A 24,920-nucleotide genomic window follows, 5' to 3' on the forward strand; every position below is an offset into this window, starting at 1 on the left:
ATTATTCTCCTACGGCAACTTTTTCTTTCCGCGTGTGCCGCGCCCCGACCCGAGGATTCCATGAAACGCCAGGCAGGTTTTACCCTCATCGAACTCTTGATCACGCTGGTGGTCGTCGGCATCCTCACCGCCGTGGCCGTCCCGGCCTATGGCAACTACATGCTGCGCACGCGCCTGACCGACGCCTATGCGGGCCTGGCCGGCGTCCAGCCGCTGGCCGAGCAGCTCTGGGCAAACGAACACAGCTTCGAAGAGCTGGACGATGCCCCGAACTTTCCCGACGCTACCGAAAATTTCACCTACGCCCTGACGGCGGCTGACGCCACGTCGTACACCGTTACCGCCACCGGCCGCAACGGCGCGGCCGGCTTCGGCTTTACCATCGACCAGAACGGTCGCCGCACCACCACCGTGACGGCCGCCCGCGTGGCCGAGGGCTGGGCCGCCAGCGCCAGCTGCTGGATCAGCGACAAGGGCGGCAAGTGCAGCGAGTGAGAACGGCCATGCGCGCCGGCGGCTTTTCGCTGCTCGAAGCGCTGGTGGCGCTCGCCATCCTGGGCAGCATCCTCGCGGTCGGCGCACCGCGCATGGCGGCCTGGGTCGACGCCAGCCGCGCGGCCGCCGCCACCCAGTTCTATGCCGAGGGCTTCGCCCTGGCGCGTGCACAGGCGCTGTCGCACAACAGCGCCAGCCGCCTGGTGCTGAGCGAAAACGCCAACGGCCAGATGAACTGGCAGGTCGACATCTGCTTCCCGAGTCCCACCACGCCGTGCAACGACGCCAGCGGCTCGTGGTCGACCACGGCCGCCGCCGCGAACCGCGACCCCGAAGGCGCGGCCGGCTTCAAGTCGGTGCTGCGCAGCGCCGAATCCCTGCCCGGCACCGGCGTGCTGGTGCAGACGATCGGCCCCGACGACGCCGACAGCGTGTATTTCACCCCGGTCGGCTGGGTCGACACCACGGTCACGCCGCGCATCGCGCGCATGGACATGGAACCCGCCGAGGACCACGTGGGCGACTTTCCCGCCGCCGCCGTGGTGCTGACCCTGGCCGGCATCGCCACCAAATGCCAGCCCGACGCCGACGACGGCGATCCCCACAGGTGCCCGCCATGACCCGACCGTCTCGCATTTCGCCCATGCCGCTGCGCCGCCAGGCCGGCGTCTCCCTGATCGAAGCCCTGCTCGCCGCGGTGTTGCTGGGCATCGGCCTGCTCGGCACCATCGGCCTGCAGGCGCGCGCCTATTCCGCGCTGTCGGACGCCGGCATGCGCGCCGAGGCCACCATGGCCGCCGACAAGCTGCTCGGCGTGATGAGCACCGACACGGGCCACCTCGAGGACTATGTGCTGGCGGCGGGCGAGGAGCCGGGCGAACGCCTGGAAGCCTGGTACGAGGACACGCGCAGCCATATCCCCGGCGCTGCCGTCACGGTCAGCGTCGACGAGGGCACGGCCCCGGACCCGAGCGAAGTCGTGATCAGCATCACCTGGCAGCGCAAGGCCGGCGAGCTGGCCGGCAAGCACGAAATACGCGCCTTTATCTCGGGGGCGATGTGACGGGCCGCCGCTTTGCACGCAGCGATGTACGCCGCGCCCACGGCTTCTCGCTGGTCGAGCTGCTGGTCAGCGTGGTCATCGGCCTGCTGGCCCTGGTGTTCGCCACGCGCCTGATCACCGGCGCCGAGCAGAACAAGGCGAATGCGCTGGGCGGCTCGGACTCGATGCAGAACGGGATGCTGGCGATGTTCTCGATCAGCGGCGACGCCCAGCAGGCCGGCTACGGCCTGAACGACGCCTCGCTGATCGGCTGCAATACGCGCTTTTCCGACACCGGCGGCTACGAGCTGGCGCCAGCCACGCGCGGCGCCGCCACCATCCGCCCGCTGGCGCCGGCGGTGATCGAGTCCGGCGGCGCCGGCCCCGACCGCATCACCCTGTACGCCGGCAGCTCGATGAGCGGCACCGGCACCCTGCGCGTGACCAGCAACTACATCGGCGGCACCCGCCTCGACGTCGACCGCATCCCGTATGGCTTCAGCCTCGGCGACGTGGTGGTAGTCGCGCCCGACAACGTCGGCAACGGCGACTGCGCGCTGGCCCAGATCTCGGCCGACCCGTCCAGGCTCGATGCGCCGCCTTCGCAGCAGTACGTGATGGTGGCCGGCGGCACGGGCTTCCGCTACAACAGCGGCGCCCTCGGCACCAACTTCACCGCCGGCATGGCGCGCATCTTCAACCTCGGTCCCGCGAAAACCCTGGCCTTCCACACCTGGTCGGTCGACAACGGCTTCCTGCAGTTGCGCTCGACCGACATGGCCGGTTCCGGCGGCGCGGCCCAGACCGTGGCCGACAACATCGTCTCGATCAAGGCGCAGTACGGCTTCGACACCCGCACCGGCGGCGCCTTCACGCCCCAGGACGGGATGCAGGTGGGGCGCTGGTCGGCCGCCATGGTCGACGCCGACGGCAGCGGCGGCGCCGGCAACGCCGGCGACTACGAACACATCGCCGCGCTGCGCATCGCCGTGGTGGCGCGCAGCGCCGCGCGCGAGCGTCCGGGCGCGGACGGCGTCTGCCACGCCACCTCGGCCAAGCCGGTGGTCTTCGCCAGCGCCGTGCCCGAAGGCGTGACGGCCAGCCCGATCACGGTCGACGTCGACGCCGGCAGCACCAACTGGCGCTGCTACCGCTACCGCGTTTTCGAAACCATCGTCCCGCTGCGCAACGCCGGCTGGAGACCCTGAACCATGCGCAAGACCTACACGAAAGAGCAGGGCGGCCTGGCGCTGCCGGTCATGCTGATCATCCTGCTGGTGATGCTGATCTCGAGCATCTACCTGCTCAAGTCGAGCAATTCGACCACGCTGACCGCCTCCAACCTGGCCTACGACTCGGCCCAGAGCCGCGCGGTGGACGCCGGCCTGCATGCGGGCTTCAAGTGGCTGAGCCAGACGGCGGCCGGCAGCAACAAGGCGCTGCTGAACGAGGATTCGCCGCAGAATGGCTACCTCGCCACGCTCGACACCACGCAGACCGCGCGCTCGGACGCCTTCTGGAACGGCAAGAAGACCGTGGTGCACGAAGGCCAGAGCATCGAGTACGTGGTGCACCGCCTGTGCCTGCTGACCGGCGCCTTCGACGCCGGCGGCAATGCCTGCGTGCAGACCGCCGACGCGAATGCCGGCGGCGCTCACATCGGGGTGGGCGACAGCCTGGCGTCCGACTCGCCGCAATTCGCCGAAACGCCGAAGGTCCACTACGTGGTCACGGCGCGCCTGTCGGGCGCACGCGGCGGCAACGTGGTGAACCAGCTGGTGGTGCTGATCGGCGGCTGATGCCGCCAGGCCGCGACGCCGGCCGCAGCAAAGAATAAAAACCGTCCGCTCGCCGGACAACGAGAATGGAAACGCGCATGAACCGCCTGCTCTCCCTGTTTGCCTCGACCATCCTGGCTTCGCTCGCCGCCGTGCTGCTGGCGCCGGCCCAGGCGGCGCCGGTCAGCATCGCCGACGTCCCGCTGCTCAACATCAGCGGCACCGGCACGGTCAAGCCGAACCTGATGCTCCTGTATGATAACTCGGGCTCGATGACCTTCAACTACACGCCCGACTACGTCAACAACACGGGCAGCTGCCGCGCGCGCGCGACCATCGCCGGCGGCATCCGCGGCTGCAAGGCGGGCGACCCGCCGTTCGCCAGCGCCGACTTCAACAAGCAGTACTACAACCCGAAGGTGCGCTACCTGCCGCCGGTAAAGGCCGACGGCACGTCCTACCCGAACCAGAACGCCGGCGAGACGAGCAACTGGACCTCGGTCACGACCGACATCTACGGCGTCGACAAGACCGACCTGCTGGGCCGCGACACCAACAGCACCAACCTTGCGGCCGGCTTCCCCGACCTGCGCTGGTGCGACGGCTCCGACTGCGGCTACAACACCACCGGCTACACCTACCCGAACGACGCGCGCTACACGCCCGAGTACTTCGTCTCGAACCCCTACTACTACACGATCAACGTCGCCGAATACTGTACCGACGCCACGCTCACCAACTGCAAGGTGACGGCGGTGGGCGCGGCGGCGCCCGCCGGCTACCCTGAACCGGCCAGGGTGCGCTTCTGCACCGACCGCGCCCTGACCAATTGCCAGGCCAAGTTCGTCGGCGACTACAAGTACCCGCGCTTCTCCGACCCGAACCGCAACCCGGACTGGTACGGCACCATCACCATCAAGGCCTCGGCCTATACCAACTCGATGACCATCAACAGCGTCCAGGTCGTCGAGCCGAACGGCACCTTCACGCTCACCAACAGCGCCGTCACCGCCGCCAGCGGCACCGACACCGCCGCTAAGCAGAGCGCGGTGGCGGCCTCGCTGGCCGCCTCGATCATCGCCAAGACCGGCCTTGCCTACCAGTACACGGCCTGCCTGCGCACCGCCAGCGGCAGCGTGCCGGCCTGCTCGCGCTTCGGCATCACGCTGGAATCGAACAACGTCGTCGCCGTGGTGCCGATCAGCTGCCCGGCCGGGACCACCAGCAAGGCGGTCGGCCCCTGCACCGTGGTCAACGACGGCAGCCGCGGCGGGCGCGACCTGATCGTCAACTCGGGCAGCCGCGTCACCGCGCTGCTGCAGGTCGCCGGCACCTCGAACTCGTCGAAGAAGCAGGTCCTGAACGGCCTGTCCTACGGCGGCGTCCAGCTGTTCGGCAGCACGCTCAGCATCAACACCCGGTCCTCGAGCTCGGCGGTGGCCAGCCTGATCCGCGACAAGATCCTCACCAACAAGGGCGTGACCGCCTACATCGGCGGCACCAACGCCGGCACCGCCGGTCCGATCTGCGCGGCGGCGAACAACAACTACGTCTGCCTGGTCAGCACCAACATGGACACCGTCGGCGACAACATCTCCCTCGGTTCGCTGACCAACAACACCAGCGGCCGCACCACCTACCTCAGCTTCGGCGCCACGCCCGGCATCGGCGACGGCGTGCCGACCGAGGTGACGCCGCTGGGCGCCTCGGTGTTCGTGCGCACCGACATCGTCTCGAGCCGCACCAGCTATCCGAAGGACGTCAAGCGCACCGACTGCGCCGGCGCCACCTGCACCTACGCCGAGGAGATGACCAACTTCGCCAACTGGTACGCCTACTACAAGAGCCGCAACCAGATGATGAAGACCGCCGTCGGCCAGGCCTTCCAGCCGATCGCCGACAACTACAACGTCGGCATCGTGTCGCTCTCGACCGCCGCCGCCGAAGGCGCCATCCGCCAGCCGCCGAAGCCCTTCACCGGCGCCGCGCGCACCGCCTGGTACAAGGCGCTGTACGACATGACCACCAGCGGCTCGACCCCGGTGCGCCAGGGCCTGCACGCGGTCGGCAAGATGTACGCCAACCGTTCGCCGTATGCCTACTCGGCCGGCAACGAGGTGGTCCAGTTCCCCTGCCAGCAGAACTTCACCTTCGTCACGACCGACGGCTACTGGAACGGCGGGGCGGCCGACGGCGTCGTCAACAACGACAACCGGGAAAACCTGTCGCGCTTCTGCTCGCGCAGCAAGGGCTGCGTCGATCCGAGCGCGCAATCGGCCAATTCGCTGGCCGACGTCGCCCTGTACTGGTACAACGGCGGCTCGAACGACGCCGTGACCTCGCTGCGCCCCTCGCTGGAAAACTGGAACGAGCCGAACGGCCTGGTGGCCGCGGCGGCCGGCGACAACACCCGCCTGCACATGAATACCTACGCGCTCGGCCTGGGCGTGGACGGCATCATGACCTACGACGACAAGTACGACACCGCGCCCAAGGCCGGCAGCGACTTCTATAAACTGATCACCGGCGTGCAGACCGGCTGCCCGTGGAACAACAACGGCCCCTATGTGTGGCCGAACCCCCAAACCCAGGTCGACGACGGCGGCGCCGCCTACCAGTCGCGCGTGGACGACCTGTGGCATGCCGCCATCAACGGCCACGGCAAGTACTTCAGCGCTTCCGACCCGCTGCAGGTGATCGACGGCCTGCGCTCGGCGCTCTCGAACATCGAGGTGAAGATCGGCGCGGCGGCCGCGGCGGCGACCTCGACGCCGAACATCTCGCAGCAGGACAACGACATCTTCTCGGCCACCTTTACCACGGTGCGCTGGTACGGCGAACTGTCGGACAAGAAGATCGACACCGTCACCGGCGTGGTCGGCAGCAAGGCCAGCTGGAATTCGTCGGAAACGGTGGGCAGCCAGGTGGCCGCCGCCGAGGATTCGCGCAGGATCCTGATGCGCGATTTCCTGAACGCCGACGACATCGACGACGGCCTGAAGGACTTCGACTTCAGCCTGATGACGGAGACCGAGAAGGGCTGGTTCAAGGACAAGTGCAGCGCCCTGGCGCAGTGCCTGACACTGTCGGACGCCAACCGCCGGATCGTGAACACCGGCGAGAACATGGTGAACTGGCTGCGCGGCCAGCAGCAGTACGCCAACGACACGCTGTTCCGCGCCTACTCGAAGACCACCACCATCGCGGGCGGCGCCGCGGCCCAGCTGCCGATCGTGCTGGGCGATATCGCGTCCTCGAAGCCGGCCTACCTGCGCGACCCGCGCAAGTCCTACACGCTCGACGGCTACAACGACTACAAGCTGGAGAACGCCACGCGCCAGCCGACCGTGTTCGTGGCCGCCAACGACGGCATGCTGCACGCCTTTAACGCCAACACCGGCGTCGAGACCTGGGCCTACATGCCGCGTATCACGATGAAAAAGCTGCACCTGCAGGCCAGCACGACCTACGGCACCAACCACCAATTCACCACCGACGGTTCGCCCGAGGTGGCCGACGTGAAGATCAACGGCGAATGGCGCAGCGTGCTGGTGGCCGGCCTGAACGCGGGCGGGCGCGGCTACTACGCGCTCGACGTCACCGACCCCGACGCACCCAAGGCCCTGTGGGAACTGTGCGCCGACACGGCCGTGTGCAGCGGCGTCAACTACGACAAGGACATCGGCCTGTCCTTCGGCAATCCGCAGTTCGGCACCTTCAAGGATGCACGCGGCGTCGAGTACTGGGCCGTGTTCCTGACCTCGGGCTACAACAACATCCCGGGCACCGACGGCATCGCCACTGGCGACGGCCGCGGCTACCTGTACGTGGTCGACATCGCCACCGGCCGCGTACTGTCCAAGAAAGCCACCCCGGTCACGGCCGCGTCGCGCGACTACGTGGCCAACCCGTCGGGCTTTGCCCGCATCACGGCGATCAGCAACAACCCGAACACCGATCCGCGGATCACCTTCGTCTACGGCGGCGACAACGACGGTTCGATGTGGCGCTACGACTTCACCGCCCAGGGCGACCCGGCGGTGCTGCTGCTGGGCAGTTCCGGCGGCAACCAGCCGGTGACGACGCGTCCGGACGTGACCACCTGCCTGGTCGACGGCACGGCGGCGGACGGCCAGAGCGGCATCACGCGCGTGGTCGCCTTCGGCACCGGGCGCCTGCTCGACGAGGTCGACATCGCCAACACCGCGGTGCAGAGCGCCTACGTGCTGAAGGACGCCGGCACGTCGATCCCGGCGGCCGACTGGCGCGGCACCACCAGGATGGCGAAGAAGACCCTGGCGAAGATCAACGGCACCAGCACCGCGTATTCGATCAGCGGCACGGCGGTCGACCTGGCGACCCAGAACGGCTGGTATGTCGACTTCGCCCTGAATTCGGGCGAGCGCGTAAACCTGGACCCGAAGATCGTCTCGGGCGGCCTGAACATCGTGACCAACCTGCCGAGCTCCTCGTCGAGCTGCAAGGTGGGCGGCACCAGCAACGTCTACCAGCTGAACGTCTGCACCGGCGCGCCGCTGGGCGAAACGCTCAACGCCAGCACCGGCGCGCCGGTGGGCGGGGCGGGCGACGGATCGGGCGGCACGGGCACCGGGGACGGCACGGGTGGAACCGGCGGAACCGGGGGAACGGGCGGCACCGGCGGCAACAACGGCACCTATTACGTGACCGTCGCCGGCCACACGCTGTCGAACGCGTCGGCCGCGGTCGGCTTCATCATCGTGCGCCTGCCGTCGGGCGCGCTGAAGATGATCACCACCACCGCCGACGGCAACACGATCACCTCGGGCGTGGCTCCGGCGGAATCGGAAGGCGCCTCGCGCGCCGGCTGGCGCCGCGTCCGCGAGTAAAACGTAGGGTGGCGGCTTTTGTCATTCAGGCCCCCAGCCTGGATGACTCCACGCGTTCACACAGTACCAGCGTACCGTTAACCCCATTCAATTCACACGAACCCCCTGGTAATCGGTAAAATCGAGGGTTTTCTTCATGGGCCTATGGGGCTCGACTATGTCCAACGAAACTGACATCCTCGCGACCGACGCCGCCGCACCTGCGGGCGCCGCGCCGACGCCTGCCTTCATCTCGCGCGAAGTAGGGCGCCGCCGCACCTTCGGCATCATTTCCCACCCCGACGCGGGTAAAACCACGCTGACCGAGAAGCTGCTGCTGTTCTCGGGCGCGATCCAGCTCGCCGGCACCGTCAAGGGCCGCAAGAGCGGCCGCCACGCCACCTCGGACTGGATGGACATCGAGAAGCAGCGCGGCATTTCGGTCGCGTCCTCGGTGATGCAGTTCGAGTTCCGCGACCACGTGATCAACCTGCTCGACACCCCGGGCCACCAGGACTTCTCGGAAGACACCTACCGCGTGCTGACGGCGGTCGACTCGGCCCTGATGGTGATCGACGCCGCCAAGGGCGTGGAAGCGCAAACGATCAAGCTGCTCGACGTCTGCCGCATGCGCAATACGCCGATCGTCACCTTCATGAACAAGCTGGACCGCGAAACGCGCGACCCGCTGGAACTGCTCGACGAGCTCGAATCGGTGCTGAAGATCGAGTGCGCGCCGGTGACCTGGCCTATCGGCATGGGCAAGAACTTCCGCGGCGTCTACCACCTGCTGAACGACACGATCATGCTGTTCAAGGCCGGCGAGGAAAAAGCCGACGGCGCCTTCGAGATCATCAAGGGCATCGACAATCCGAAGCTGGCCGAGATGTTCCCGCTCGAGATCGAACAGCTGAAGATGGAAGTCGAACTGGTGCACGGCGCCTCGCACCCCTTCGACCTGGAGCGCTTCCTGGCCGGCGTGCAGACCCCGGTGTTCTTCGGTTCGGCGATCAACAACTTCGGCGTGCGCGAGATCCTGTCGGCCCTGGTCGACTGGGCGCCGGGCCCGCGCGAACGCGACGCCACCGTGCGCGCCGTGGCGCCGGTCGAGCCGAAGTTCTCGGGCTTCGTCTTCAAGATCCAGGCCAACATGGACCCGGCCCACCGTGACCGCATCGCTTTTCTCCGCGTATGTTCCGGCCGCTTTGAAAAGGGCATGAAGGTCAAGCACCTGCGGCTGGGCCGCGAGGTGAAGCTGTCGTCGGTGGTGACCTTCATGGCCTCCTCGCGCGAGCAGGTCGAGGAAGCCTATGCGGGCGACATCATCGGCTTGCCGAACCACGGCAACATGCAGATCGGCGACAGCTTCTCGGAAGGCGAGCTGCTGACGTTTACCGGTATTCCTTATTTTGCGCCGGACCTGTTCCGCACCGTGCGTATCCGCAATCCGCTGAAGGTGAAACAGCTGCACAAGGGCTTGCAGCAGCTGGGCGAAGAGGGCGCGGTGCAGGTGTTCAAGCCGGTGCTGGGCTCGGACCTGATCCTGGGCGCGGTCGGCGTGCTGCAGTTCGAGGTGGTGGCAAGCCGCCTGCTGAACGAGTACGGCGTGGATGCGGTGTTCGAATCGTCGAGCATCAGCAGCGCGCGCTGGGTGTCGTCGGACGACAAGAAGGCGCTGGCCGACTTCGAGAACCAGCTCGGCCACCAGGTCGCGTATGACGCGGCCGGCAACCTGGCCTTCCTGGCCACGTCGAGCGTCAACCTGCGCCTGACCCAGGAACGCTGGCCGAAGCTGACCTTCCACGCCACGCGCGAGCACGCGGCCAAGCTGGCATAAGACCTGCCCCGTTCGACGGGAGACAGGAAGCGGATGCACGTCAGGTCGTGCATCCGCTTTTTTCTTTGGCGCTGTCACCGTTCGCTATGGATGAGCCCGATTGCAAGGCGAAACAATTGATCGGCAGACGTCACCTTTCCGCCATCAAGCATCCGGCGCCAGCCCAGGTAGTTCGGCAGCCAGCGTGACGCGACACCATGGAAGGGCGCTAGCCACTCGCGAAGACGCTGGTGATACGCGTTTACGTTCTGCACGTGGATGGCGCCGTTGGGGTGCGGGCGGACACGCTTGCCGGCGCTGATATTTACGGCTTGGTGCGCGATACCGTGGGCGCGGGCGAAAGCCCGATAAGCCGCGTTCGCGTCTGTCACAAGCAAGACGTCCTTGTCCAAAAACGGCATCAGGTGGCGCTCCAGCTGTATTTTGCTGACGGCGCCGCGGCCGGTGACGGCATCGATGGTCTGCTTGTTGCGGTCGCGCGCGACGAGGATGCAGTCGAGCTCGCGTGAGATGCCGCGCCTGCTGGCGACGCCGCCCCGCTTGCGTGCCGGCCGGTCGAGCTTGCGCGACCCTTTTTGCGACTCCAGGATGAACATTCGTCGGCTTCGGCGATACCGTTCAGGCATCCTGGCCGGTCTTCTTTCACCCGATCAAGGAAGCGATGGCGCCAGCGAAAGGCGGTATTACGATGCACGTTGACCTCGCCGGCCGCCGCGCGCACCGGACGCGACGCACGCAACGCATCGAGATAGGCGAGCCATTTCCCTCGCAACCGCAGGCGCGCCAGCGGGGTGCCGGTCAAATCGTTGAAGGTACGCCGGCACGAGAAGCAGCGGTAGCGCTGCAGATCGTTGGCGTGGCCGTGCCGGTGCCAGCGCTCACATTGGCAATGGGGGCAGCAACGCCCGGCCGAACGGCATAGTCTGATCAGCGCCAGCACCTGGTGCAGGCCGGCAGCCGGACGCAAGGCGTCGAGGACGCGCAGCCGCTGAGGCTGATTCAGTGCGGGCAAGGCTGCAAACCACTTCGTGAAGCGCGGTGCTTTCATGGTCGACCCGTATCGATGGCGAGACGGGTTGGACCATGAATGAACTCAACAGTTCACTGCTCATCCATAGCTAACGGTGACAGCGCCTTTTCTTTTACGTGATTGCCATCTAGTTGCCGAAAGCATTGCTATAGAATAGCAGTAAATAGTTCCGAGCTAGGTTTACATTTTGCTACTTTACGGCATATAGTTATTCCAACAAGATGAATAACGACTGGAGAATCGCGCATGCGCCTGCCGCACCCCCGTTACCTGTTGATCGCCGCCGCCGGGCTGTCTGCACCGGCACTGGCCCAGCAAGCCGTTCCCGAGGAAGCGGTGCAGAAGGTGGAGGTGAAGGGCACGGCCGCCAGCTACGACCCGCGCCGCGACGACACGGCCAGCCGCATCGTGGTGCGGCGCGAGGAGATCGAACGCTACGGCGACACGGGCGTGCACGACGTGCTCAGACGCATACCCGGCGTGACGGTGACGGTCGGCGTGAACGGCAAGCAGGAAGTGCGCATGCGCGGGCTGGCCGGCGGCTATACCCAGATCCTGCTGGACGGCGAGCGCACGCCGGCGGGCTTTACCCTGGACAGCCTGTCGCCCGAGACGATCGAGCGCATCGAGGTGCTGCGCGCGGCCAGCGCCGAGTTCTCGACCGAGTCGGTGGCCGGCACCATCAACATCGTGACCCGCAAGAAGCTGCGCCGCAGCGAACGCGAGGCCAAGCTCGGCTACATGCATTCGAACGAGTTCCGCGGGCCGACCTTCAGCACCGACCTGGCCGAGCGCGGCGAGCGTGCCTCGTGGTCGCTGTCGGCGGGCGGCAACCACGACGCCCTCGCGCGCGCATCGCGCAGCTACCAGACCAATACCCGGCCGGACGGCATTGTCGATATGCGCCGCAACACCGTGATCGCCGAGCGCGGCCGCATGAACCGCCTGAACCTGGGCCCGCGCTTCAGCTGGACGCTGGACGACGGCGATTCGGTGGAGTGGGAGACCCTGGCCAACGGCAGCAGCTTCCGCAACCACGCTCACGCGCTGACGACCACGAGCGCCGGCGCGCCGCCGCCGACGCCCGACCTGCGTACCCTCGGCGCCTTCGACGACCGCATGCTGTCGTCGAACCTGCGCTGGAGCGGCACCCTGGCGTCGGGCGCGAAGCTGGAGACCAAGCTCGGCGTCGAGCGCAGCTGGCAGGATACGAGGGTAGAGCGCAGCGGCGTCGATGGCCTCGGGCGTCCCGAGACCGCGGGCAGCGTGCGCACCGAGACCGACGCGCGCGGCGCCAGCAGCACCGGCAAAGTCACGCGCGCCTTCGATGGCGGCCACGTGCTGGCGTTCGGCTGGGATGCGCGGTTCAACGCCAGCGAGGACCTGCGCGCCGAACAGGATGCGGTCCGCGTGCTGCCGCCCGGCCAGCCGCCGCGCGAGACCTTCGACGCACGTGTCGCGCGCGCCGCCGTCTACGCCCAGGACGAGTGGACCGTCAACCCGCAAATCTCGCTGTATCTCGGCGCGCGCTGGGAAGGCGTGCGCACGCGCGTCAGCGGCAACACCTTCGAACCCGCCCGGGTGCGTTCGAGCGTCTTCAGCCCGGTGCTGCAGACGCTGTGGAAGCTGCCGGGTGAGAAGGGCGACCAGCTGCGTCTTGCGCTGAGCCGCACCTACAAGGCGCCGGACCTGTACAGCCTGGTGCCGCGCCGCTATGCATGGGAAAACAACAGCGCCACCGAGGCCGACTACCAGGGCAACCCGCACCTGAAGCCGGAGCTGGCCTGGGGCATCGACGCGGGTTGGGAGCGCCACTGGGCGGAAGGCGCGATGCTCTCGGCCAGCGCCTCGCTGCGCCGGATCGACAACTACACCAGCAACCGCATCTACTTCGACGGCCTGCGCTGGATCTTCACTCCGGCCAACGAGGACCGCGCCGCGCTGCGCTCGCTGCAGCTGGAAGCGAAGTTCCCTTTGTCGGCCGTGATGGAGGATGCGCCGGCGCTCGAGCTGCGCGCCAGTGTCAGCCGCAACTGGTCGCGCGTGGACTCGGTGCCCGGGCCATACAACCGCATGGAGCAGCAGACGCCGCTCACCGCCAACCTGGGTCTCGACTACAAGCGCGGCGCATTGACGAGCGGCGCCAGCCTGGCGCACCGGCGCGGCGGACGCGTCGATCCGTCGGCGGAGCGCAGCTTCTATACGCATGCACGCACCGACCTGGAAGCCTATGCGGCCTGGCGTTTCAACCCAAAGCTGCAGCTGCGCCTGGCGGGCTCGAACCTGCTCGGCGAGGACAACTTCTTCGAGCCGGCGTATATCGACCCGGCGCGCGGCATCGAGCGGCGCGGCTGGACCTATCCGGAGAGCCCGACCTTGCGCGCGACGCTGGAAATGACGTTCTGAGCCTTACATGACCGCGGCGCCGGCGACGGGGGCGGTGTCGATGCTGGTCACGACCTGGTTCGCGACGCTGCCATCGGGTTCGGTCACGCGCAGCTGCACCGGCATCCAGTTGCGCTCGGGCGCGAGCCAGAGTTCGAGCCTGCGCCGGCCCGGTTCCGTCACTTCGGCCAGGCGCACCGTGGCCAGGCTGCCGGCGCCGGTGGCCAGGCGTTCGGGTCCCATCACCTCGAAGCGCGTCGCCTGCGCGCCGTCCGGCCCGCCGACCATCACCTCGATCACGCCCTGCATCTGCTCGGGTGCGGCCATGCCCATGCCGGCCAGCTGCATCAGCAGCGAGGCGCGATCCTGGCTGCCCAGGTAGAGCGGGTCGTCGGCGCCGTTCGATGCGATGCGGCCGGCGGCGCGGTCGAAGCGCGTGATGCGGTCGCTGCCGTCGTCCTGGTGCTCGCTGGCCTGGACCGGGGCAATGCCGGCGTCGTCGCCGCCGCCTTCGCTTTCCAGCAGGCCGAGCACGCCCTCGACGCGCAGCTGGTAGCGGCCGGCGCCGGCTTCCCACACCAGCTGGGCCTCGTCGCCGGCTTGCGGCGCGCGGCCGGGACGGGTGCGCGTCACGGCATAGGTCAGGCGCGCCGGCGGCGGCATGCGTACCTGGTAGCGGCCCGGCATTTGCCGGACGGCGGCGCCGCGCGGGTCGCCCAGCGCGGGCGGGGCCGGGCTGGCTGCGCGGCCGGGCAGGGCGGCAGGCTGCGCGGCCTGGCCGGCTTCGGGGGCCGCCGGCACGAGGGATTGCAGCGGAGGCAGGCTGGCGCCCGTGTCCGCAGCCACGACGCTGTCCCGGGCAGCGGGCGCGGGCGCGGGCGTGGTGCTTGGCGCCGGTTCGGCAGCGGCCTGCGGCGCCGCGGATGGGGTTGTCGCCGCCGAGCGGTCGAGGCGCAGCGCCAGCGCCACGCCCGGCGCCTGGCGCGCATCGAGGTCGCGCCGTCCGCCGATCCAGGCCAGGGCCAGCAGGTGCAGCAGCAGCGACAGCGCGCCGAGCGCCAGCAGGCGCCGGTGCCGGGCCAGGTGGACGGCAATCTTCTTCATGGCGCTAGTTTAACTGCGCTGCCGCAATTGTCCATGGCGCCACACCCGGGGCGCATGGCCGGGAAGGTCTTGATTTTGCGCAACAGCGCGCGCGGACGGATGACTTAGATTGGTCAAATGCGCTGAAGAAATTTTGCGTGTTGACGACATCGAGGGCCTTATGACGATTCTTCCGTTCTCTCCCGCCGCGGCCTGGCCGGCCGTGCCTTCCTCCCTCACCTGCGCCGCCTTCCCATGCTAGCCCGCCTGAAGATCGGTCCCAAGTTGCTGCTGGCGCCGGCCGTCGTGCTGGTCTTGCTGGTGCTGCTGTCCACGGGCGGCTATTACGCGATGGTGCGCCAGAACGCCTCGCTGGAAGTCATCGTCAACCAGCGCGCGGCCCACATGCGCGCCGCCAGCGAGCTGGTGGCGGGGGCCCAGCGCGGCCACGCCCAGGTCTACCAGTTGCAGACCTGGATCGCCGGCAGCTTTCCGAAAAGCCGGATCGCGCCGCTGATGCAGGGCATCGACCGCCAGCACGCCCAGACCAGCGCCGGCCTGGCGCGCCTGGCCCAGATGACCCAGCTGGGCGGCGCCGAACGCCGCTACGTCGACGGGGCGCAGGACGCCTACCGCGTCTACACGGCGGCGGTGAGCGACGTGCTCGAGATCGTGCGCGACGACCAGTCGATCGGCGCCAACGCCATGAGCAAGGCCGACAGCGCCTTTGCCGTGGTGGCCCAGCGCCTGAGCGAGCTGTCGGAGCACGAACAGGCGCTGTCGCAGCAGGCCTCGGAAAGCGCGGCCAGCGACTTCCGCGCCATGGCCCTGGCCACGCCCTGCGTGATCCTGCTGGCGGTGCTAGTGTCCTTGCGCATCACGATGGCGGTGCGGCGCGCGCTGCTGCTGGAAATCCGCGGCATCGGCGCGGCGGCGGTCGACCTGGCCAGCGGCGACCTGACCGTGAAAGACCGGGTATATGGGAACGACGAGATCGCGGACACCTCGCGCGCGCTCGACGCCAGCATCCGCAACCTGAACGGGACGCTGCGCACCATCCTCGAATCGGCGCGCTCGATCGGCAGCGCCTCGCGCGAGATCGCCCTGCGCGACCTGAACCTCACCACGCGCGCCGTGTTCCGCGCGCATTCGCTCGAGCACACGGCCTCGTCGATGCAGGAGCTGGCCGCCACCGTGCACCAGACCGCCGACAGCGCCCAGGCCGCGAACCGGCTGGCCGAGTCGGCGTCGAGCGTGGCCCTGCAAGGGGAAAGCGTGGTCGACCGCCTGGTGACGACCATGGAAACCGTGAAGGGCAGTGCGCGCCGGGTCGACGAAATCGTCGGCACGATCGATGCGATCGCGGTGGAGACCGGGACGCTGGCGCTGAATGCCGCGCTGGAGGCCGCGCGCGTGGGCGAGGGCGGGCGCGAGTTCGCGCTGGTGGCGGGCGAGGTGCGGTCGCTGGCGCTGCGCGTCGGCAGCGCGGCGCGCGAGATCCGCGAGCTGGTGGCGCACTCGGTGGCCGAGATCGAGGGCGGCACCGCCTGCGCCGCGCAGGCCGGCAGCAGCATGGCGACGCTGGCGATGTCGGTGCAGCAGGTGGGCGACATCGTCAGCCAGATCAGTTCGGCCAGCCTGGAGCAGGCCAGCGGCCTGGACGAAGTGAACCAGGCCATCGTGCAGATGGACCAGGTCACGCAGCGCAATTCGACGCTGGTGGAAGAAGCGGCCGATGCGGCGCGCAGCTTGCAGATGCAGGCCCTGACCCTGTCGCGGGCGGTGGCGGCGTTCAGGCTGGACGAGGTGGCGGCGGGCGAGCCTGCTCCTGCGGCCGCGCCGGCGCCCGATGCCAAGCCAGGCGCGGTGAAGACCTGGTCGCGGCTGGTGACGCAGGACGGGGCGCTCGAAGTCGCGGCAGAGAGAAGGCGACATCCGCGGCCGCACCTGCACCTGGCCTCGCGGCGGGATTGATGGACTTGCTCGCCTTCGTGGGGATGCTTGGGGCGCGGAGCGAACAGTCACCGCCGCGGGCTAAGGGATCGGCACGTAAGCGCGTGGGCACGGAGTGCCTTGCGCGGTCCGGCCACCCTAGGTTATCAAGGCCGCACTCCGGATGGGGGCGCAGACGTATCCCGTACGGTGGGCACCCCGTGCCCACGCGGAAATGGTGATCATTGTTGGCACCGGTTCTATCGAAACCGCTGCGGTTCGGCAGTCGCGCCAAGAGCGTCTCGTTGGCGTTCGCATCGATGGTTGAGCCGCGGAGCGAATAGTCGCCGCCGCAGGCAAAAGGACACGCACGTCACCGCGTGGGCACGGAGTGCCCACCGTACGATTGAGGCTGGCGCGGCCCGGCCCTTCCTACGGTTGCCGTTCGAGCCTGGAAAATAAAAAGCCCCGCACGCGGCGGGGCTTCGGTTACCAACCTGGAATCACATCACTCGTAATCGCTGATCGGTGCGCAGCCGCAGAACAGATTGCGGTCGCCGTACACGTTGTCGGCACGGCCCACCGGCGGCCAGTACTTCTTCTTGCGCAGCGAGGCCACCGGGAAGGCGGCCACTTCGCGCGTGTAGGTGTGCTGCCAGTCGTCGGCGGTCACCACTTCGGCGGTGTGCGGGGCGCCTTTCAGCGGGTTGTCCATCTTGTCGTACTCGCCGCGCTCGACCTTCACGATCTCGGCGTGGATGGTGATCATCGCCTCGATGAAGCGGTCGAGTTCCGCCTTCGATTCCGACTCGGTCGGCTCGATCATCAGCGTGCCCGGCACCGGGAAGCTCATGGTCGGGGCGTGGAAGCCGAAGTCCATCAGGCGCTTGGCCACGTCTTCGTTCGAGATGCCGGTCTTGTCCTGCAGCGGGCGCAGGTCGATGATGCACTCGTGCGCGACCAGGCCGTCGTGGCCGGTGTACAGCACCGGGTAGTGCGGGGCCAGGCGGCGCGCGATGTAGTTGGCGTTCAGGATCGCCACTTCGGTCGCGGCAGTCAGGCCTTCCGCGCCCATCATCGCGATGTACATCCACGAGATCGGCAGGATCGAGGCCGAACCGTAGGCCGCGGCGCTGACCGCGCCGATGCCCTGTTCGTCGCGCACGTAGCCGGTCGACAGCTGGTTCGGCAGGAACGGGGCCAGGTGGGCGCCGACGCCGATCGGGCCGACGCCCGGGCCGCCGCCACCGTGCGGGATGCAGAAGGTCTTGTGCAGGTTCAGGTGGCTGACGTCGCCGCCGAAGGCGCCCGGTGCGGCCACGCCGACCATCGCGTTCATGTTGGCGCCGTCCACGTAGACCTGGCCGCCGTGCGCGTGCACGATCTCGCACAGTTCCTTGATGCCTTCCTCGAACACGCCGTGGGTCGACGGGTAGGTGACCATCACGCAGGCCAGGTCCTTCGAGTACTGCTCGGCCTTGGCCTTCAGATCAAGCAGGTCGACGTTGCCGTTCTCGTCGCAGGCGGTGACCACGACCTTCATGCCGACCATGCTGGCCGATGCCGGGTTGGTGCCGTGCGCCGACGACGGGATCAGGCAGACATTGCGGTGGCCTTCGCCACGCGACTGGTGGTACTTCTGGATCACCAGCAGGCCCGCGTACTCGCCCTGCGAACCGGCGTTCGGCTGCAGCGAAATGGCGGCGTAGCCGGTGGCGGCGCACAGCATCGCTTCGAGCTGGGCGATCATCTCACGGTAGCCGACGGATTGATCTTCCGGCGCCAGCGGGTGCATGTTCGAGAACTCGGGCCAGGTGACCGGGATCATTTCCGAGGTCGCGTTCAACTTCATCGTGCACGAACCGAGCGGGATCATGGTGCGGTCGAGCGCCAGGTCCTTGTCGGCCAGACTACGCAGGTAGCGCAGCATCTCGTGCTCGGCGTGGTAGCGGTTGAAGGTCGGGTGGGTCAGGTAGGCGGTGGTGCGCTGCAGGGCGGCCGGGTAGGCGTCCTGGGCGCCGGCGTCGAGCGCGTCCAGGTCAACCGCGGCGCCGTTGCCGAACACCGACAGCAGCAGGGCCAGGTCGTCGCGGGTGGTGGTTTCGTCGAGCGAGATGCCGACGTGGGTGCCGTCGACGCGGCGCAGGTTGATGCCCTGGGCGGCGGCGTTCGCCAGCAGCGCTTCGGCGTCGCTCGTGCGCACGGTCAGGGTGTCGAACCAGGTGTGGTTGACGACGTCATGGCCGAGCGACTGCAGGCCGGCGGCCAGGATGCTCGCCTGGCGGTGCACGCGCTGGGCGATGCGCTTCAGGCCTTGCGGGCCGTGATACACGGCGTACATGCCGGCCATCACGGCCAGCAGGACCTGGGCGGTGCAGATGTTCGAGGTCGCCTTTTCGCGGCGGATGTGCTGTTCGCGGGTCTGCAGGGCCAGGCGGTAGGCCTGGTTGCCTTGCGCGTCGACGGTCACGCCCACCAGGCGGCCGGCCATCGAACGCTTGTATTCGTCGCGGGTGGCCAGGTAGCCGGCGTGCGGGCCGCCGAAACCGAGCGGCACGCCGAAGCGCTGGCTGTTACCGACGACCACGTCCGCGCCCCATTCGCCAGGGGCGGCCAGCAGGGTCAGGGCCAGCAGGTCGGCGGCGACGACCACCATCGCGCCCATCGCGTGCAGGTGTTCGCAGGCGGCGCGGTAGTCGCGCACTTCGCCGTTCACGCCCGGGTATTGCAGCAGCACGCCGAAGCAGGTGTCTTCGAGCTTCTCGATGTCGCTTGGGGCGATGCTGCGCACTTCGACGCCGATCGGCAGGGCGCGGGTGCGGATCACTTCCAGGGTCTGCGGCAGCACGTCCTCGGCCACGTAGAACACCTTCGAGCTCGACTTGCCGACGCGCTGGATCAGGGTCATGGCTTCGGCGGCGGCGGTGCCTTCGTCCAGCATCGACGAGTTGGCGATGCCCATGCCGGTGAGGTCGGTGATCATCTGCTGGAAGTTCAAGATGGCTTCCAGGCGGCCCTGCGAGATCTCAGGCTGGTATGGGGTGTAGGCGGTGTACCAGGCCGGGTTCTCGAAGATGTTGCGCAGGATGACCTTCGGCGTGTAGGTGCCGTAGTAGCCCTGGCCGATCATCGACTTCATGACCTTGTTCTTCGAGGCCAGCGCACGCAAGGTTTCAAGCGCCTGTTCCTCGCTGCGCGGTTCGACGAACTGGCCCAGGTCCAGCGTGTCCTTGCGGCGGATGTTGGCGGGAACGACGGCGTCGATCAGCGCTTCGCGCGTGTCGTAGCCGAGGGTCGACAGCATGGCTGCCTGTTCGGATTCCGATGGGCCGATGTGGCGCGGGATGAAGGAATCGCGTGCTTCGAGGTCAAGGAGGCTGGTGCGGGTCATGGTAGAGGCCAAAGAGGAGGGCGCGGCTGGCGCTGGGTGAAATGAATTCGGTACTGCGGTAGGGTGGACGGCTTCGCCGTCCACGCGTTCAATCATGGCATGCATCGTTGAAACGCATCCGATGGTTGGACGCGTGGACGGCAGAGCCGTCCACCCTACGGATCACGGCGGTAGTTCGGGCCGTTCGCCCGGATTACAAGCCGTTGTGACAAGCCGATCAACGACGACAATTAATTGTCGGTGGTCTTGCCGTAGGCATCGGCGTCCAGCAGGCCGTTGATCGCGTTGGCGTCCTGCGGCTGCAGCTTGAACAGCCAGGCGCCGTAGGCGTCGCTGTTGATCGAGTCCGGGGCGTCGGCAACCGGCTGGTTGACGGCGGTGACGGTGCCCGAGACCGGCGCGTAGATGTCACTGGCGGCTTTCACCGATTCCACGACGGCGGCGTCGTCGCCGGCGGTGAAGGTCTTGCCGACCTGCGGCAGTTCGACGAACACGATGTCGCCCAGTGCGTCCTGCGCGTACTCGGTGATGCCGACGGTCAGGGTGCCGTCGGTTTCGAGGCGGACCCACTCATGGGACTCGGTGTATTTCAGGTCGGCTGGGATGTTCATGTAAAAGACTCCTGGTTTGGGATGGTGCGTGATTATAAATCGGGTATCGCCGGTATTAAACAGCCAGCACTTTGCCGTTGCGCACGAAAGGCAGCTTGACCACGCTGGCGGCCAGCTTCTTGTCGCGGATCTCGACGTGGACGGTGTCGCCGACCTGCACGTCCATCGGTACGCGCGCCAAGGCGATGGCCTGCTGCATGCTCGGGCTGAAGGTGCCGCTGGTGATTTCGCCGAATTTCTCCGAACCTGCGCCGGACGCGGCGATCACCTTCTGGTGGGCGCGCAGGATGCCGCCTTTTTCGCGCAGGATCAGGCCCACAAAACGGGCGTTCTGGCCTTTGGTTTGCAGGGCCGCCTTGCCGATGAAGTCGCGCTCCGAGACCAGGTCGATCGTCCAGCCCAGGCCGGCGTCGAGCGGGTTGACGCTGTCGTCCATGTCCTGGCCGTAGAGGTTCATGCCCGCTTCCAGGCGCAGGGTGTCGCGCGCGCCCAGGCCGGCCGGCTTCACGCCGGCGGCGATCAAGGCATTCCACAGCGCTTCGACTTGCGTGGCCGGCACGCCGATCTCGAAACCGTCTTCGCCGGTGTAGCCGGTGCGCGCGACCATGGCTTCGCCGAAGGCGGTGTCGGGCACGATCACGACGTTGAAGGGCTTCATGGCTTCCGAGGCCGCCTTCGTTTGCGGCAGCACTTCCCAGACCTTGGCACGGGCGTTCGGGCCCTGCACGGCGACCAGGGCGATGGCGTTCGCGCTGTCGGTCAGGCCGTCGCGGCGCGGGGTGATGGTGAGGCCGCTGTTCGTGGCGTCGTTCTGCTGGCGCATCCAGGCGACGTCCTTCTCGGCGGTGCCGGCGTTCACGACCAGGCGGAACCAGTCTTCGCGGAAGAAATAGACGATCAGGTCGTCGATTACGCCGCCCTCGGGGTTCAGCATGGCCGAGTACAGGGCCTTGCCCGGCACTTGCAGCTTGTCGACGTTGTTGGCCAGCAGGCCGCGCAGGAAAGCGCGGACATTCGCGCCCTCGAGGTCGACCACGCACATGTGCGAGACGTCGAACATGCCGGCGTCCGTGCGCACGGCGTGGTGCTCTTCGATTTGCGAACCGTAGTTGACCGGCATGTCCCAGCCGCCGAAGTCGACCATCTTGGCGCCGGCGGCGCGGTGTGCGGAATTGAGCGGGGTCGCTTGGAGCGTCATGGAATCCTCTGGGCAGATAAATAAGGGAGCCGCCACGCATGCCGCCTGAAGCGGCCGTACGCGGCTGCGCGCCCCTCTGTCCTTGGTACCTGAGAGATAGCGGAAATCCGCCTGCCCCTTCGGTGGGCCAGGGCTACTGGCCGCTCTCCAGAGTTGGTCCGGTACGCCATGCGCACCGTCCCCTGACCGGTCCTTTTGCCTGAGAGTTTTTGGGTGATGCCCCTTCGGCGGCAGCGTGGAATCTGCCCTCTCCCGATCAAGACTGTGGAGAATATGTTACTCGTGCAGCCGTGTCAATGAAAGGAGAGGGCGCGCACCGTTGGCGAGCATGCGCGCAGGCTTTTTCTTCCATTTGTTACACTGGGGTTGTCACTTTGCGGGTAGAAAAACGATGAGCGAAGATCAAACCAAACACGACAAGGAAGCCTGGTTCACGCTGTCCGGCGACGTCAACAGCGACATGGTGCACCGGGTATTCGAGGCGGTCGGCCACATGACCGAGGACGGGATCGAAACGGCCCACGTGCTGGTGCAGTCGAATGGCGGCTACGTCAGCGACGGCTTGTGCCTGTACAACTTCATGTCGAAGTCGCCGATCGAATTCGTGATGTACAACGGCGGGGCGGTGGCCTCGATCGCCGTCATCATGTACCTGGCCGGCTCGCGGCGCTACGCCAGCGACACGGCGCGCTTCATGGTGCATAAATCGCACGCCACGGCCTCGCCGGGTTCGCGCCCGGATGCGCTGAACATCATCGTCGAGGGCTTGCGCGCCGACGATGCGCGTACCGAATCGATCCTGCGCCGGCATATCGAACTGACGCCGGACCAGTGGGCGATCCACCAGTATTCGGACTTGCACCTGAATGCTCGCGACGCGAAAACGGCGCGCATGATCGACGACGTGGCCGATTTCGCACCGCCGAAAGGGGCGATCCTGCGCAATATTTGACGCAAGATCGGACGCACTATCCGGCATAGGCGTCACGCGGGCCGGCAGGGAAATGCATTGCGATAGCGATGCGGGTTCCTGCCGGCTTTTTCATTTATTGCCGAGCAAATGCATGCCGGATTCGCCAGGAAAATAGATGAATCAATATCGTATTCATCAATCGGCCTGTCATTGCAAATAGTATTTGCAGTCGGGTTAACGCGACAATAAAATATGTGCGTCGTTGCCCGGTTCTGCAAATAGCCGATTGTCCGATCGACGCAATAATGAAAACCGATATTAAAAAAGCCTGGCCGCATGATGCGCCAGGCTTTTTGTTCATCGGCGTCCTGTCAAAGGACAGCAGATGCGCGCATCAGCGCTTGCTCTTGTTGCCTTGACGGCCGAGCTCGAGGTTCTGCTCGGAGGCGTCGCTGCGCATGCTGTTGCCCGAGCTGGAGCCCGAACGCGAACCGGAACCCGAGCCCGACTGCTTGTTGCCGTCGTTCTTGTGGCTCTGGCGGCCGGCTTCGGCATGCTGTTCAGGCGTGCCGCCGCGGGTGCCCGCACCTGATCCCGACGCGGAACCCGAGCGCGAACCCGAGCCCGAACCGGACTGTTTGTTCGCGTCGTTCTTGTGACTTTGACGGCCGGCTGCCGCGTGTTGCTCAGGGGTGCCGCCTTGCGTACCTTTGTTTTGATTCGAGGCCATGATTATTTCCTTTCAATGTAGAGAAATACGTCACTCGCCAAACTACTGCGTTGGGTTGAGCAGTCGGTTCGGTTGCGCCATCATGCGACCCACGCTGTGGAAGAGGTATCGGATGACCGCCTGAGCCTGTGTAGGGGGAAGTCCTACATATTAAAAATAATCGCTTCCTCAAATACGTCAATCTAAATCGCCAGCGAATTAAAACTCTTCCCAATCCGCTGCCGATTTCGGCGCCGGTTTGATCGCGGTGCGTTTTGCGGGTGCTGCCGATTTGACGGTTTTGGGTCCGGCTGCCGTTGCCGGACGCAGGGAAGCGGGGGCGGTGGCTGTTTTCCCGGGCAGGCGCGCGGCCGGGCGCGCCGCGGAGTTGTCCGACACCGTCGCGGCCTGGCCGGCAGCGGCCGCGCCAGGTTCCGCCAGCACGAAAGCGCCGGTGGCGCGCGTCAGTGCCGCCGCCTGTTCGCGCACCGCCGTGGCCGCAGCCGCCGATTCCTCGACCAGGGCGGCGTTCTGCTGGGTGGCCTGGTCCATCGCGGCAATCGCGCCGTTCACCTGCTCGATGCCCGCGGTCTGCTCCATGCTGGCGTCGGCAATCTCGGCAATGATGTCGGTCACGCGCCTGACGCTGGCGACCACTTCCTCCATGGTCTTGCCAGCCTTGTCGACCAGCAGGGTGCCGGCATCGACCTTGGCCACCGAATCGTCGATCAGGGCCTTGATTTCCTTGGCCGCCGCCGCCGAGCGCTGGGCCAGGCTGCGCACCTCGGACGCCACCACCGCAAAGCCGCGCCCCTGTTCGCCGGCGCGGGCCGCTTCCACCGCCGCGTTCAGCGCCAGGATATTCGTCTGGAAGGCGATGCCGTCGATCACCCCGATGATCTCGCTGATCTGTTTCGAGGAATCGTTGATCGAGGCCATGGTGCCGACCACATCCGCCACCACCTGGCCGCCCTTGACCGCCACTTCCGAGGCCGACACCGCCAGCCGGCTGGCCGCGTGGGCGTGGTCCGCGTTCTGGCGCACCGTGGCCGTCAACTCTTCCATCGAGGACGCCGTTTCTTCGAGCGACGCCGCCTGCTGCTCGGTGCGTGTCGACAGATCCATATTGCCGGTGGCAATTTCTCCAGTGCCGGTAGCGATGCCTTCGGCGCCGCTGCGCACTTCCTTGATCACCGTTGCCAGCTTGGCGGCCAGGACTGCCAGCGTTCCCATCAGCTTGCCGGCCTCGCCGGGCTGCCGGCTGTCCTGCCGTACCCGCAGGTCGCCGTCGGCCAGGCGCTGGGCCATCCGGCAGGCGTCGCGCAAGGCGCGCTGCGATTCGCGCCCGAGCCAGGCCGACAGCGCGGCGCTCACCGCGAGGCCGGCCAGGAGCGGGCCGAGCACACTGCCGCGCAGCAGCGTTTCGCCATCGCCGGGGGCAGTCAGCAAGAGCGCGCCCGCAAAGAAAGCGTAGAGCAGGGCAAAGGCGGCATGGATCTTGAGCCTGCTGTCGAGCTGGCGAATGGTCTTCATGAGGCGCTCCTGAGGGAAGGGGAGAAGGATGACCTTCCAATGTTATGGAAAGGAAATGCGCCGAATTTGTTCAAGCTCAACAGAAAACCTGCCGTTAAGCTATTCTGGGTGGCAACCCTTGGGGCGAGGCCACAAC

Annotated in this window: 16 protein-coding genes, 1 pseudogene and 2 riboswitches; of the genes and pseudogenes, 10 read left to right on the top strand and 7 right to left on the bottom strand. The window is 67.1% G+C overall.

The features are described 5' to 3' along the window. The first annotated feature begins 60 nt into the window (after positions 1 to 60). The 7 genes from QPK31_RS18230 to QPK31_RS18260 all read left to right on the top strand — a co-directional run bounded on the left by QPK31_RS18230 (position 61) and on the right by QPK31_RS18260 (position 9,999). Positions 61 to 495 (top strand): type IV pilin protein, encoded by a 435-nt coding sequence (locus tag QPK31_RS18230; protein WP_290424317.1) that lies wholly within the window; start codon positions 61 to 63, stop codon positions 493 to 495. Next, positions 483 to 1,115 carry a type II secretion system protein gene (locus QPK31_RS18235; RefSeq protein ID WP_290424318.1) on the top strand — a complete coding sequence of 211 codons (633 nt, stop codon included), beginning with the start codon at positions 483 to 485 and terminating at the stop codon, positions 1,113 to 1,115. The genes QPK31_RS18230 and QPK31_RS18235 overlap by 13 nt, the downstream gene beginning before the upstream one ends. Beyond that, positions 1,112 to 1,558, top strand: a complete 447-nt coding sequence (locus tag QPK31_RS18240; RefSeq protein ID WP_290424319.1) for a prepilin-type N-terminal cleavage/methylation domain-containing protein — start codon at positions 1,112 to 1,114, stop codon at positions 1,556 to 1,558. The genes QPK31_RS18235 and QPK31_RS18240 overlap by 4 nt, the downstream gene beginning before the upstream one ends. Continuing rightward, on the top strand, positions 1,555 to 2,745 hold the full coding sequence (locus QPK31_RS18245) for a PilW family protein (RefSeq protein WP_290424320.1): 1,191 nt from the start codon (positions 1,555 to 1,557) through the stop codon (positions 2,743 to 2,745). Before QPK31_RS18240 ends, QPK31_RS18245 begins: the two co-directional genes overlap by 4 nt. Positions 2,746 to 2,748: 3 nt before the next feature. After that, on the top strand, positions 2,749 to 3,336 hold the full coding sequence (locus QPK31_RS18250) for a hypothetical protein (protein WP_290424321.1): 588 nt from the start codon (positions 2,749 to 2,751) through the stop codon (positions 3,334 to 3,336). Positions 3,337 to 3,413: 77 nt separating this feature from the next. Next, positions 3,414 to 8,183: a pilus assembly protein gene (locus tag QPK31_RS18255; RefSeq protein WP_290424322.1), complete on the top strand. Its 4,770-nt coding sequence runs from the start codon at positions 3,414 to 3,416 to the stop codon at positions 8,181 to 8,183. A 157-nt stretch (positions 8,184 to 8,340) separates the two neighbouring features. Beyond that, complete coding sequence (locus QPK31_RS18260; RefSeq protein ID WP_290424323.1) at positions 8,341 to 9,999, top strand: peptide chain release factor 3; 1,659 nt, start codon at positions 8,341 to 8,343, stop codon at positions 9,997 to 9,999. Positions 10,000 to 10,073: 74 nt separating this feature from the next. On the opposite strand, the pseudogene QPK31_RS18265 reads toward QPK31_RS18260, so the two are convergent. Further along, positions 10,074 to 11,047 (bottom strand): annotated as a pseudogene (locus tag QPK31_RS18265) (IS1595 family transposase). Between the two features lie 228 nt (positions 11,048 to 11,275). On the opposite strand from QPK31_RS18265, the gene QPK31_RS18270 reads away from it, so the two are divergent. Further along, complete coding sequence (locus QPK31_RS18270) at positions 11,276 to 13,435, top strand: TonB-dependent siderophore receptor (RefSeq protein WP_290424324.1); 2,160 nt, start codon at positions 11,276 to 11,278, stop codon at positions 13,433 to 13,435. Positions 13,436 to 13,438: 3 nt separating this feature from the next. On the opposite strand, the gene QPK31_RS18275 is transcribed toward QPK31_RS18270, so the two are convergent. After that, the gene (locus QPK31_RS18275; protein WP_290424325.1) at positions 13,439 to 14,518 is read right to left on the bottom strand and encodes a DUF3108 domain-containing protein; all 1,080 of its coding nucleotides are present in this window, start codon (positions 14,516 to 14,518) and stop codon (positions 13,439 to 13,441) included. Between the two features lie 234 nt (positions 14,519 to 14,752). Between QPK31_RS18275 and QPK31_RS18280 the strand changes: the two genes are divergently transcribed. Next, positions 14,753 to 16,471, top strand: a complete 1,719-nt coding sequence (locus QPK31_RS18280) for a methyl-accepting chemotaxis protein (protein WP_290424326.1) — start codon at positions 14,753 to 14,755, stop codon at positions 16,469 to 16,471. Positions 16,472 to 16,937: 466 nt separating this feature from the next. Here the strand turns inward: QPK31_RS18280 and gcvP are convergent, their stop codons facing one another. The 3 genes from gcvP to gcvT all read right to left on the bottom strand — a co-directional run bounded on the left by gcvP (position 16,938) and on the right by gcvT (position 21,629). Beyond that, the gene (gcvP, locus tag QPK31_RS18285) at positions 16,938 to 19,820 is read right to left on the bottom strand and encodes an aminomethyl-transferring glycine dehydrogenase (protein WP_290424327.1); all 2,883 of its coding nucleotides are present in this window, start codon (positions 19,818 to 19,820) and stop codon (positions 16,938 to 16,940) included. A gap of 230 nt (positions 19,821 to 20,050) precedes the next feature. Beyond that, positions 20,051 to 20,431: a glycine cleavage system protein GcvH gene (gene gcvH / locus QPK31_RS18290; protein WP_229439779.1), complete on the bottom strand. Its 381-nt coding sequence runs from the start codon at positions 20,429 to 20,431 to the stop codon at positions 20,051 to 20,053. 55 nt (positions 20,432 to 20,486) lie between these two features. Continuing rightward, positions 20,487 to 21,629 carry a glycine cleavage system aminomethyltransferase GcvT gene (gcvT, locus tag QPK31_RS18295; protein ID WP_290424328.1) on the bottom strand — a complete coding sequence of 381 codons (1,143 nt, stop codon included), beginning with the start codon at positions 21,627 to 21,629 and terminating at the stop codon, positions 20,487 to 20,489. Positions 21,630 to 21,695: 66 nt separating this feature from the next. Continuing rightward, a riboswitch (glycine riboswitch) is annotated at positions 21,696 to 21,790 on the bottom strand. Between the two features lie 16 nt (positions 21,791 to 21,806). Next, positions 21,807 to 21,894: riboswitch (glycine riboswitch) on the bottom strand. Positions 21,895 to 22,020: 126 nt separating this feature from the next. Between gcvT and QPK31_RS18300 the strand changes: the two genes are divergently transcribed. Continuing rightward, positions 22,021 to 22,581 carry an ATP-dependent Clp protease proteolytic subunit gene (locus QPK31_RS18300; RefSeq protein WP_290424329.1) on the top strand — a complete coding sequence of 187 codons (561 nt, stop codon included), beginning with the start codon at positions 22,021 to 22,023 and terminating at the stop codon, positions 22,579 to 22,581. A 355-nt stretch (positions 22,582 to 22,936) separates the two neighbouring features. On the opposite strand, the gene QPK31_RS18305 is transcribed toward QPK31_RS18300, so the two are convergent. Beyond that, on the bottom strand, positions 22,937 to 23,272 hold the full coding sequence (locus QPK31_RS18305; protein ID WP_290424330.1) for a hypothetical protein: 336 nt from the start codon (positions 23,270 to 23,272) through the stop codon (positions 22,937 to 22,939). Positions 23,273 to 23,470: 198 nt separating this feature from the next. Continuing rightward, positions 23,471 to 24,784 (bottom strand): methyl-accepting chemotaxis protein, encoded by a 1,314-nt coding sequence (locus QPK31_RS18310; RefSeq protein WP_308633863.1) that lies wholly within the window; start codon positions 24,782 to 24,784, stop codon positions 23,471 to 23,473. Positions 24,785 to 24,920: the final 136 nt, after the last annotated feature.

Origin of the sequence: Massilia sp. YIM B02769 (assembly GCF_030411995.1) — a bacterium.
In the GTDB taxonomy this organism is placed as follows: Bacteria; Pseudomonadota; Gammaproteobacteria; order Burkholderiales; family Burkholderiaceae_D; genus Telluria.